This window comes from Wolbachia endosymbiont of Onchocerca ochengi, assembly GCF_000306885.1.
GTDB lineage: Bacteria > Pseudomonadota > Alphaproteobacteria > Rickettsiales > Anaplasmataceae > Wolbachia.
The window spans coordinates 888,351-900,765 of sequence record NC_018267.1; the positions used below are offsets into that span (position 1 = coordinate 888,351).

Genomic DNA, 12,415 nt, shown 5'->3' on the forward strand with positions numbered 1-12,415 from the left:
AATAACTAATAGTTTAACTTATGAAAAAATAAAGGAAATTACAACTTAAAGCTCCGAGATAACTGCTTAGGAGTTTTGTAAAAACTAACATAAGAGAAAAAGATGGATGAAGAAATTGCTAATTCATTTGAGGATACTATACTAAAAAAACTGTTTCTAATGTTCTATCCTTTCAAAGGGACCAGTAATACCATTGACTGCAGTACATTTCTGAAAACTAATTGGAATAGCTTATGAAATTAAGTATCAAAATCAATTAAGTTACACTGTAACAATAAAGAAGCTGATGCTTTAAAGGGTACTTTTAGATAGCAACAAATTCTAATAGAAATAAAAAAGAAACACTTAACGCTTCAAATAATACTATTTATAAAGACAACATTCAGGAAGTTAAAATGCTTTTAGATTATATAGGTCACAAAGGAAAATTAGAGATATTAAGCAAGATCATTGAAGATAAACAATTAGATATAAGATTCTTTAAAATAACAAGCTGAAGTTATAAATAACCTCTTGGATAGAGGAAAATCAACGTTCTAAGTAATAACATTGTAGTAGTAATGATTCAATAGTTATTAAACTACTTTTGGAATATATAGATAGATGATACACACAAATTAAAAGCTGATATAAGAAATCTTTCAGAAATAACTAAAAAAAGCAAATTACTATTTAAGGAAGTTCTTAGAACAAGCTCTTTAAGTTAAAGTAGATTTCCACAACTTAACCTAATTATTCTATATACTTCTCAACCTATATAGTAATTGCACTGCTTAGATCAATAATAAATAAAAAAGATAAGTAAAGCACATCTGATACAAAAGAAAATAACGAGGAGCAGAATCCAACAGGAGTTATAAAATTGTAAGTATTAGTTAGTTGCCGTGCTAGATAACGATTTACGAGATTTCATCTAAATATAGCTAGAACGATAAACTTAATCAGCTTCGAAAGCCGATAATAGGAAAAAATTAGCTTTCAGAGCAAACATAAGTAAAGTACTGAGCTGGAAAGCGCATTATTAGAGTACAGACACAATCAAAGATGAAAAATTAGATGCTATAAAGCTTCTCTTAAAGAGGAATAACCATTATTAATGCAATAATCGATCAAGAGAAAATATTATATACATTATCAAAACTGAGGAGAGCAAATCTATATTAGGCTCTGTTATTTCTTATACTGATAATAGTAATATTGATATTCTAAGTTATGCTACTGCAAAATATTAATGCACATCAATCAAAGTTAAACCCCAGAAAAGAATTATATAGATTATATTAACAATTAGAAGTAATTCTATAGCAATAACAACAATTCTATAATACAGAATGATCAAAAGAAAATTGCATTATGCAAATCAATACAGGAAACAAGAAATTAATCAAGTTATTACTGTGCCAAGCATAAAAAAAATGAAACAAGATCTAACAATGATAAAGAAAATGTTAGTAATAAACCAATGCCTTCTACACTAACAAAAAAAACAGATATAGCTTTTAACCGCCATATTAAGTAGCAATAAAGCTGATAGCTTATAGAAACTCAATCCTCTTTACCAAATACATAAGAAACTAAGTACAAAAAAGCAAAGAGAGTTTTTACATCTCATTAGCAAAGGATACTATTGAAGTTGTTACATTACAGTATTATTCATTGCTACTGTAATAATTCTATTAGATTACATGCAAAAAATCACACATTGCCAAGTTATAGAGAAATGAGAGAAAAATAAGATCGAGCATACAAATTTAGAAAACCATATAAACTTTGCGATTTGAAAGATTAGAAATAAGTGTCATTTCAGCACGTGATACTGAAATTTAATTTACCTAATACATTTGGATTTAACACTAAACTGCGCTGCCACCAATTTTGCGATTGGTACTCTATAAGGTGAACATGAAACGTAATCCACACCTGATTTGATGAAAAATTCTATAGATTGTGGATCTGCACCGTGCTCTCCACATACACCAAGTTTTATCTTTTTTCGCATTTTTTTGCTCTTCTCGGCAGCTATTTTGATTAACTCGCCTACCCCTTCAATATCTAGTACTTCAAATGGATCGTTTCCAAATATATTATTTTTCCTGTAAGAATCAAGAAAGTTTACTGAATCATCTCTTGAAAGTCCCATGGTTGTTTGTGTTAAATCATTAGTGCCAAAACTAAGAAATTCCGCGTGTTGTGCTAATTTATCAGCAATCAGTGCTGCTCGTGGCAGCTCTATCATCGTTCCAATTGAATAAGCCTTACCTGGTGCCATTTCAGTGTATGACATCGGAATCTGTGCTTGGATTTCATCCAAGATGACAGAAGATTCTTTTTTTATCAACTCGCATATCAGAATCAACTCTCTCTCATCCATGACAAAAGGGATCATAATTTCAGGCATAACTTCTACCTTTTTCTCTTCTTTTAACTCATTTGCAGCATTGAGTATCGCCCTAATTTGCATGCTATATATTTCAGGATAAGAAATGGCGAGCCTACAACCTCTGTGGCCAAGCATTGGATTTTTTTCTGATAACTGTGCTATTTTATTTTTTACTAACTCAACGGGCTTATTCAGTGACTTAGCAATCCCTTCTATAATAGAGTGATCATTAGGCAAAAACTCATGCAGAGGTGGATCAAGCAAACGTATAGTAATCTCTCTACCCTCCATAATAGAAAATATTTCTTTAAAATCAGATTTTTGCATTTCTTCTAATTTACTTAATGCACTTGCTCTTTCATTTTTATCGTCAGCTATTATTAACTTTTGAATAAACTCAATTCTATCATGAACAAAAAACATATGTTCTGTGCGACACAAACCTATACCTTCTGCGCCAAATTCTTTAGCAATCCTTGCATCTTTTGGGGTATCAGCATTTGCTCTTATTTTAATCGTTTTGATTCCATCTACCCAGTTAATTATTGTTTTAAATTCCTGTGATAATCTAGGTAAAATTGTAGGAAGAATGCCAAGCATTACCTCACCTGTCCCTCCATTGATGGTAATTGGTTCACCTTTTTTTACTTTTATATTCCCTACAGAAAAGAAATTCCCTCCTTTATCTAGATAAAGTCCGTTTACACTACAAATGCACGGCTTACCCATTCCTCTTGTAACAACAGCGGCATGTGAAGTCATTCCTCCTCGTGCTGTTATTATACCGCTTGCAGCATTCATTCCATTAATATCTTCAGAACTCGTCTCTGGCCTCACCAAAACTACTTTTTTACCCTGCTCTACAGCTTTCTCTGCATCATTTGCACTAAATACCACATACCCAGAAGCAACACCAGGAGAAGCCGGCAGTCCTTTTCCTATTATTTTTTGATCACTTTTAATATCAAGAACCGGATGCAATAAACTACCAAAAATCTTTGGATTAATTCTCAATATCCCTTCTCCTTTTGTAATCACTCCTTCGCTTACCATATCAACTATTATACGAACGGTAGCCTCAGCCGTGCGTTTACCAGATCTAGTTTGCAAAATCCATAACTTACCATCCTGAACAGTAAATTCAACGTCCTGCATGTCTTTATAGTGTGCTTCAAGTTTTTCACATACATCGCACAATTCTCGATACACGCTTGGCATCAATTTTTCCATGGTATTTTCTTGCTCCCCATTAATCGACATAGGAGTGTAAATACCTGAAACCACATCTTCACCTTGAGCATTGACCAAAAATTCACCAAAAAATTTCTTTACTCCAGTTGAAGGATCACGCGTAAATACCACACCAGTCGCAGAATTATTATTTAAATTACCAAAAACCATTGCTTGTACATTCACTGCAGTTCCAAAGGCTTCAGGAATATTATTTATCTTTCTATAGGAAACAGCTCTATCATTCTGCCAAGAAAAAAATACTGCATTCACCGAGCTGAACAACTGTTCTTCAACACTCTGCGGAAAATGTTTTTCAGTTTTTTCATATACTATTTTCATAAAATGAGTAATAATCTTCTTTAAAATACTAATACTAAAGTCAGCTAAATTTTTCACTCCTCTCTTTTGTTTTTCATTATCAATAACACTCTGAAACAAGTGATAGTCAAGCTTCAGTACAACACTCGAGTACATTATGATGAAACGACAGTAGCTATCATAGGCAAAGCGTTCTCCACTTTTTTTTGCAAGTCCAACAACAGTTACATCATTTAGACCAACATTCAAAATTGTATCAAGCATACCCGGCATTGAATTTACGCTACCAGAGCGTATAGAAACTAATAAAGGATTATCCGAGCCTCCAAATTTACACCCAACGTCACTTTCGAGCATCACCATGTATCTTTTGATTTCATTACACAAATTGTCAGATAGTCCCTGCTTACAGGCAGAGGTGGAGATTGTGAAACCAGGTGGAACGGGAACACCAATTTTACACATTTCTGCCAAATTTGCACCTTTTCCTCCTAGCAGATTTTTCATTTCTGCATTACCTTCACACTTAATTTGGCTAAAGTAATATATCAACTTTTCTCTCATTGGTCCTTTACTCACAAATATACTATATACATGATTTCAATAAGCTCGTCTGGACTTGAAATCATAGGGTAATAAATTTTGCAAAACTTAGCAACAGAGTTTCTTGTAATAACGTCAGTAAAGTATAAATAACAAATCATTAAATGATTCTCAATGAGAATATATAATTCAATGTCATTTTAAAGACTTTTTACAGATCTTCTGAAGTTTCTTGATGTTTTTAGCTACTTATTTATATTTTGAGATTGATGTTAAAAAGCGGGGTTACTGTTGATATTTCTTATAAAGCTTTTCTAAGCTCTAGATACAGAAGAACATAGTTAGTTGTTCAATAAGCTAAAGATCTTGAAAGCATACTCAATGTCACGTAGCTAAAATTTACTCAAGTTAAAAGTAGATCAAGGAAACAATAATTATCATAACCTCAAGAAATTCACCTTTATATCTGTTGCTAACTGAAGCATTTTTCCAGATAAGGCTAATCACAAATCAAATTATATTTATATTATTCAGAATGAGAACACTAGTGAACACGACTTAAAGAACCTTTATTTCATATCTATTGAGCTGCAAAAATTTATAAAAACAAAAGAAGAATAACTGAGGAGTATAATAGAAAAGTGGTATCATTTCTTTAATATACAGCAGAAATTAAAAGAAAAGAACTTAGATAAATAACAAGAATAACCTAATAATAAAACAAGCTCATGAAGAGGTAAGTAAGTTTATTAATTTGCCGAGAGAAGAGCTACTAGCATATGAGCAAAGAAAAAACGTTTAATAGATGAAAACAGCAGCTCTTCTTATGGTCAGTATCTCTATAAACGTTACGGCTCAAATTATTGATCCTTTTGTCAAATGGCGAATTTTAATATTTCACTTAAATTATTTATTCTAAGCCCTAAGATCAAGGCTTCCGTCTCTATATTACCCAATAAGTCATCATAGGTATAGGTTGCCGTTTTAAAAACAAGCCATTTTTCTGGTTGCGCTTAAAAAGATATTATTGAAGCATCAAGTAGAGTAAAATTTCACCTGCGGTACAGTTACATTCTTTAGTGCCTCATTACCACCGAATTAAATTGCTAAGCTTAACTCATTTTTATCTATAAGCTTGGCGCTTTGAATTTTTATTACTTCTTTTTCAATCAGCATGAATGTATAACAGACAGCTCACCAAAATTCAACTGTAATTCTTTTATTAATATACTCCATTACATATCACAAGTAGACTGTTCATTTGTACCTGCGATAGGTTTATAATTCTTATTACTGTTATAAAAAATAAAAAGTATCGCTTCTTTTCAATTTTCTCCCTTACTAACTAAAGTAAAGCTTGCAGTATTACCTTTAGTATAATATACCATAAATCTATCGTTTCTATATTATGGTTTTTTGATGCAAAAAAAAAGGTATTTTAAAAGAATAAATAATCTTATTAAGGAAAGAAGAGTTTATGTATATGGAACGGTCATAACTAACACTACTTACCTAAATATACATGTCTTTAAATTTTGTTTTTACAATTCTTTTTTATAGTATACTTTCCCTATTATCTAAAACTGTTATTTCACCTCACGGTGAAAGCCACGCATGTTTTATTGGCAGCTTTAAATTGCATACATTTCTCCCCTGCACAAAAAAAATAAAGTAAAACTTTGGCTATGTTTTTGCGCCCTTCCTTCATAAGTGCAGGATTTCAACTATTATGACAACATTTTGATTTGGTAGTCAGAAATACTTAATATCAACTAGACAGTCAAAATTACGGTTAAAATAGACAACGTTGACTGATTGTTCAAGTCTGCCCAATTCTAACATTAATAAGTTATATCAGCCTTAAACTGTGATTAAAAACAACTTTTTATCAACTGATATTTTATGTTGTACAACAGCTCCTCTGTTCTTTTAGACTACTTCAAACTTAGAGTTCTGCTCAGCTACATCAAAAAAAGTGACTTTACAACATCTTAATCATTGAATTTACGGATTGTTAATTGTTTATGCCATATTTAAATAACGCCCTTTAACGTCTCACTTACATCAAAATAATTACTTTTTAAAATCAGCATTTTACAGTAGATTAGATAGAACTCTGAAAGAAATATTAGCTGCGAAACTTTTTCCTGAAATCAAACACCACGCCTTCAGTTATAGTAAGTCAGCACACACATCAGATAAATTAGAGAAACAAGAAAATAACCTTGTATTCCATACCAAGAAAACATTTTTCCCACTATTTCTGAATTCTACCACTTTTTTATCATCCCTTCAATTGCAGTTTTATGTAAAAGAAAGATCACTCTTCATTTGAATTAGGAAATCAATATTTAGTAACCCATATTTTTTCATTTTTGGTTTCACTTTGTTTTACTACTACCAGGATTTATGTGAGCTTCACTTTACTATTTCTCCATATTTTCTTATTGCATATTTGTTGTCATTATACTTTACTCTCTTAGTTCGCTCTTTAAATAATCATAGAAGTAATTATACCTAACTTCATTATTCAAGCTATTAACTACACCTTCGCAGAATAAAAAAACAAAAAGAAGGTTTGAAACCATCAGTAAGTGAGAAACAAATGTCCTTACTCAACACCACATTGTTGATTTGCCACTATCTTTTGAAATTAGCTGAGTACTATCTTTAATTGCCCCACTTATCATCACAGGCACCACTATAGAATTACCCTTAAACTCAACTACAGAGTATACTTTACAATCTTTGATATTCAAATCGCTTATACAAACTAACTAACCATTATTGACACCCACTTACTTAAGGTTTAATAAACCTTCTTTTAGTTAATCTAAAAAAAAGCGCAATGCTTTTTTAGGTAACTTCATAATCCACCCTTTTTACGCTAGTCCATATTTAGGTACACTGGTTGCTACTTTACCCTTTCTTACACAACTTTCTTTTATATTTTGTATCATACATAAACTTTTTTGAATATGATATTGTGATATTCCTAATGTTTTTCATTACTGAAAATTCACTTAGCCATAATACAGTTTACACTTTAAAAATAAATATCTGAACATAGTTACCATAGTCTTTCAAAGGAAAACTCTTGATATCTATACAAGATATTCCTTCAATTGCGAAATGGATCAGGATTCTGACCTTCTGCACTGCTGTAAAAACATACTCTATTTCATCAAAACTCAACAACTTTGTACCTGCTCAGTACTTATTTAATTCTTTTACTTCTCTTTTGCAACTTGTAATTGCAAGCGTTACATAGTAGTTATACACGACACCCATATCATTTCAGTCGGTCATCTCCTCTTTTTTCATTAGTTGAATTTAAATAATATTTCCTCTACAACATGAATAGTTCCATAGATAATTGAAACTGTCCTACCGCAGATTAAGGTTCAAGCTTACAGATTTTTTAGCTTTGTCTACACATTACCTTTTGTTCGGCATCAAGACTACAAATATTGCATTACTGAGCTGTTCACCAAAAAAAGAGTTCAGACTCTAAACCGATAACCTAACTAGACTAAAAATGCTGCCAATTTAGCCTAAAATTAATGATAAAATCATTATAGACATAACAATCCTCTCTTTTAATAGATTTTTTTTAAACTGTTGGACTGAAAGTTAACCCACATAGTAAACTCCATGATAGAGCATCTTTCACCCCAGCACATTGCTTTTTGCTATCTAAGTAGTTGACACTGAAGTTCAAAAAAAGCTATATATAGCGTCAGTTACTTTCATGGCGTCGTTTTTGTACGCATTATCTTAGCAAAACAAATATTTGTATATATGTATAGCCACTATAAAAATTTTTTTAATCTACAATGCCAATAATATATACTATGCTATACTGACAATAGACTATACAATTTAATAAGCTACACAAAAGTTAGTCATAGCTAATAGAACCTCTAAGAGATAGAAAAACATAATATAAATACAATAGAAATATATATACACCTGCCTTCATTGAAGAAGGGATACACTACATTTTTTACATAGTTTTATCGTTCAACAAAAAAAACTTGCAAGCAAAAACAAATTCTGATTCTAAAACATTATTACTGTTAATTACAATGGAACTACAAAAATATGCTAAGCAATTTTTTTGTTGAATTTATAGTTTCACTTTATTATCTACAACTTCACCTACGATTATAAAACATTGTTTATCATAAGAAAGTCATCCAAGCAGCTCTTTTTTTTCTGTTACCTCAAAGCACTTGATACTAGGACCCAAAGAATTCACTTTTAACCAAGTAGCTGCATAATAAGGAGTAGATTCTAGCATCACATACTGGTATGATGATATCGATCTCAGAAAGTTTTCTATTAAATTCGATAAAGAAAATCATTTATAATCGCCATAGCAACTAACGTTGAAACATAACGCGCCTTGTGATCTAATAAATAGAGGCTTTTATCCAATTTTACAGTAAGTGCTTCCAGATGGCTTCGAAAGCAAATATTACCATACTTATCTTCAATAGCCTCTATTACTCCATTATTGGAAAATGCTGCAACTTTATAACCAAGTGACTCCAACTTCTTTCTATTTTCTGACGTATTACTCACTTCCCCTGAATGAGCATCCGGAAAATATGTTAAAAACCAGCCATTCTCATTAGGTGGTAAAAATTTAGCTACCACTTTTGCTAAGTGGCTATTTGGAATTATCTTTATCTGCTGAAGAGGTACATTTTCTTGCTGCTGTAGATTAGGTGTTGATCTTAAATGAAACCTTTGCTTCTCTTCATCGCTCACAAGATTTGCCACATTTACTACTTCAATCCCTTTTGTATTCATAATGCATTGCAAACCACCACATATACTAAGCAAGTGAATTGCAGGATTATTATTCACTATTTCCACAATTGCTTCAGTAACAAGTTGGTGGCATGGAGCAAGAAAAAATTGTTCTAAGTACAAATTACAATAATTTCCTAGAATAAATATCCTATTTATTTTGTGCTCTTCAATGAATTTTGCAACTTCAACTTTTACTCTCTCTAATATCAGTTTTCTTGCTAATATTTCATCCTGTTCCGTAAAATTAAGTGACTCTGTCTGGATTTTTTTAAGGCTAATTATCTTATCACAATCAATCAAAACAGTCCTAACTTTCCAATTATTAAACATTTCATAGATATTTCGAGATAAATTAATCTCACACGGATATGTTTTTTCCTCTGTTTTCAATAAACCAACAACTATACTACCATTTATTAGATGTAAACTTCCACTAGCACTTGCATAAGCAATGCTATTGAACAACAGAATTACACCTAATAAGATACTAAATACCTTGTTATAATACTTACACGTTATAACCTACCTAATACCTATACTTATATAAGTATTATAATACAATAATAAAACATTTTGCAACAAAAAGTAAATTTGGTAAGAAGGAGAAAGTGGCCTGAGCAGGAATTGAACCAGCGACACAAGGATTTTCAGTCCTTTGCTCTACCAACTGAGCTATCAGGCCATCATGTGCTTTCATTCTTAAATAAAAAATGTTATCATGTCTATTAAAAGTTTTTAAAGCAATTTTTATAAAAATAAAAAGTGGACACTGACAATAAAATAGAAATTTATCCTAGCATACTTGACCCTATAACCTTTGGGCATATTGGCATAATAAAAAGGGAATATAAACTAGTTAGTAAATTATTAATTAACATTATAGAAAACACTAATAAGTACACATACACTACTTTTAACGCAAAGCTACATACAAGCATGGTAAATTATAAACTTCCCATAAAATTGAGACTATATTTCCTCCTGCTCTAAAGACACTCAATTTATCTCATCAAGTTTTGTAAAAAAAATAGCAGGATTAGGAGAAAGTGTTAGCAAATTTGCTCTAGAAAGAGTTCAAAAGAGTTGATTAACTTCAACATGAATAAAGCAAGAAGTGAAGAATAGTATTTATTTTCCACTCCCAAATATATATATATATATATATATATTTAATACATAAAATATTATAAACCAAAGGAGCAACATGACAGAAGTAAGGAATAATAGTGTAATAATAGTTTGTTGCCGCGGCGATGAGAACGATAATGGTTCTGGTCATCCGCTAATATATTTATATAAAGAAAAAGGAAAAACATTTTGTCCTTATTGTAATAAGCTAATGGATGAAGAATTTAAATCTAAAGAACCTAAACCCGCTGATAAATCTATTATGGAAGCAGCCAATAAAAGGAGAAAAATCCATGGGTGAACTTTAACAGCATTCCACTTTTTAAAGTTAGCTAATTTATACAGATAGCAATAAGAGGAGCAGTGAAAATGAAGCTGTCCATACGATCAAGTATTCCTCCATGGCCAGGTATCATACTTCCACTATCTTTAACATTATAAGCTCTTTTAATAAGAGATTCAGTGAAATCGCCAAGTTGTGCTAGAATAGCAACTATAAGTCCGATTATTGGAGAATAAAAGATTGAAAATAGACCTAAAAATACTGATCCAAGAATCGCGCATATCATTCCAGCTAAGGTTGCACCAAAAAATCCTGACCAAGTTTTTCCAGGACTAACAATTGAGCAAATTCTAGCTCCACCAAAATTCTTGCCAAACAGATACGCAGTAATATCAATATTCCAAATTGTTAAGATGAGCCATACTAATGTGTATTTCCCTTGTGGTAGATTATATAGGTATATCAACGAAGCATTCGGTAGTGCAATCAATAACAACGCGAAAACATATAAGATCCTGTTCCCCTGAGTTAGATTATACCATTCAAAAGAAGATAGAACTGCTATCGAAAGAACCAGTAGGTAAAATGATAAATCATTGAAATATATAGCAAAAAAGAATATAAGCAATATTATTATTGAAGACAGTACTCTAATTATAAAGTTGTTATCTACCATATCTTTTCTCTCTTTTTGCATAGTCTTCTAATGCTCTGCTCAAATCTTGACAAGAAAAATCAGGCCACAAAGTATCACAAAAATATAATTCAGCGTAAGCTGCTTGCCATAATAAAAAGTTACTTAACCTTTTTTCACCACCAGTGCGAATTAATAAGTCTAACTTTGGCAAATCTTTAGTATACAAAAATTTTTCAAATCTGTCCTCTGACACAGAATCAATATTTTCTTTTATAATGTTACTTATAGCATGTATAATTTCTTGTTTTGCTCCATAGCTAACCGCTACAGTAAGTAATAAGCTATCATTCTTACGAGTCATTTCTTCCACTTTTTTTATTTGATCAAATACTTTTTGAGGTAACAAATTTAAATTTCCAACAAAATTCAATTTAATATTATAGTTACAAATAAAATTAACTTTATCTTTATCTGTCAAAGCAAAGTAAAGTAAATCAAATATGCAATCAATTTCTTCTTTAGGCCTGAGCCAATTTTCCATAGAAAATGCATATAAAGTTAAACATGGTATGGTTAAAGTTATACAATACTTAGCAATATCGTATGCAACCTCACTACCTTTTCTATAACCATCAATTTTTATTTTCCCCTGCTTGTTTGCCCATCTACTATTACCATCCATTATGATCGCTAAATGTTTTGGTAGAGACTCTAAATTTAACATTCAAATTTAACCAGGTTTTGACTTAAGTGAAAATTCTTTTGATTTCAGCAGGTACCTGGAAAGCATCATCTCAATATTCCGATACTGAGATCCAGAAACCTTGATTGTAAACAATAAGCACATCAAGTTGATGAGCATAAAAGCAGCTGGTCTTATGTTACAAAATATAACTTTCTTAATAAAGTTACTAAAAGCTGAATCCAAGTATCGGAAAACTGAGATGACATCCTTCTTGGCAGAAACTATTCTTAAACCACAACACTTACACAGTCGCGCATCAGCTACCCGTATAACACCTTTTAAAGTAATTTGTTTTTCCTCACTATCGAAGGCTTCTTTCATATCAAC

Annotated in this window: 6 protein-coding genes, 1 tRNA gene and 1 pseudogene; 2 read left to right on the top strand and 6 right to left on the bottom strand. The window is 31.3% G+C overall.

Annotation, left to right across the window (positions count from 1 at the left end; translation table 11 throughout):
• Nucleotides 1-1,828: 1,828 nt before the first annotated feature.
• The 3 genes from ppdK to WOO_RS03295 all read right to left on the bottom strand — a co-directional run bounded on the left by ppdK (nt 1,829) and on the right by WOO_RS03295 (nt 9,977).
• Entirely contained in the window at nt 1,829-4,495 is a 2,667-nt protein-coding gene (gene ppdK / locus WOO_RS03285; RefSeq protein ID WP_014869257.1) for a pyruvate, phosphate dikinase, read from the bottom strand.
• 4,323 nt (nt 4,496-8,818) lie between these two features.
• Nucleotides 8,819-9,760, bottom strand: a complete 942-nt coding sequence (locus tag WOO_RS03290) for a hypothetical protein (RefSeq protein ID WP_014869258.1) — start codon at nt 9,758-9,760, stop codon at nt 8,819-8,821.
• Between the two features lie 144 nt (nt 9,761-9,904).
• Nucleotides 9,905-9,977: transfer RNA gene (locus WOO_RS03295), tRNA-Phe, on the bottom strand.
• 80 nt (nt 9,978-10,057) lie between these two features.
• Here WOO_RS03295 and WOO_RS04055 point away from each other — a divergent pair.
• Both WOO_RS04055 and WOO_RS03300 read left to right on the top strand, forming a co-directional pair.
• Nucleotides 10,058-10,420: pseudogene (locus tag WOO_RS04055) on the top strand (nucleotidyl transferase family protein).
• Between the two features lie 79 nt (nt 10,421-10,499).
• Entirely contained in the window at nt 10,500-10,724 is a 225-nt protein-coding gene (locus WOO_RS03300; protein WP_025264173.1) for a zinc-finger domain-containing protein, read from the top strand.
• A gap of 31 nt (nt 10,725-10,755) precedes the next feature.
• Here the strand turns inward: WOO_RS03300 and WOO_RS03305 are convergent, their stop codons facing one another.
• Genes WOO_RS03305 through WOO_RS03315 form a run of 3 tightly spaced genes read right to left on the bottom strand, consistent with a single transcriptional unit; the run spans nt 10,756 to nt 12,409 of the window.
• Nucleotides 10,756-11,382, bottom strand: coding sequence for a phosphatidate cytidylyltransferase (locus WOO_RS03305; protein WP_025264174.1), 627 nt, complete (start codon nt 11,380-11,382; stop codon nt 10,756-10,758).
• Nucleotides 11,372-12,067 carry a polyprenyl diphosphate synthase gene (uppS, locus tag WOO_RS03310; protein ID WP_014869260.1) on the bottom strand — a complete coding sequence of 232 codons (696 nt, stop codon included), beginning with the start codon at nt 12,065-12,067 and terminating at the stop codon, nt 11,372-11,374. The genes WOO_RS03305 and uppS overlap by 11 nt, the downstream gene beginning before the upstream one ends.
• A 6-nt stretch (nt 12,068-12,073) precedes the next feature.
• On the bottom strand, nt 12,074-12,409 hold the full coding sequence (locus WOO_RS03315) for a hypothetical protein (protein ID WP_014869261.1): 336 nt from the start codon (nt 12,407-12,409) through the stop codon (nt 12,074-12,076).
• Nucleotides 12,410-12,415: the final 6 nt, after the last annotated feature.

Excerpts from the sequence above, each read along its gene's own strand:
- uppS (WP_014869260.1), bottom strand. The coding sequence starts at position 12,067 with ATGTTAAATTTAGAGTCTCTACCAAAACATTTAGCGATCATAATGGAT.
- WOO_RS03305 (WP_025264174.1), bottom strand. The coding sequence starts at position 11,382 with ATGGTAGATAACAACTTTATAATTAGAGTACTGTCTTCAATAATAATA.
- ppdK (WP_014869257.1), bottom strand. The coding sequence starts at position 4,495 with ATGAGAGAAAAGTTGATATATTACTTTAGCCAAATTAAGTGTGAAGGT.
- WOO_RS03315 (WP_014869261.1), bottom strand. The coding sequence starts at position 12,409 with ATGAAAGAAGCCTTCGATAGTGAGGAAAAACAAATTACTTTAAAAGGT.
- WOO_RS03300 (WP_025264173.1), top strand. The coding sequence starts at position 10,500 with ATGACAGAAGTAAGGAATAATAGTGTAATAATAGTTTGTTGCCGCGGC.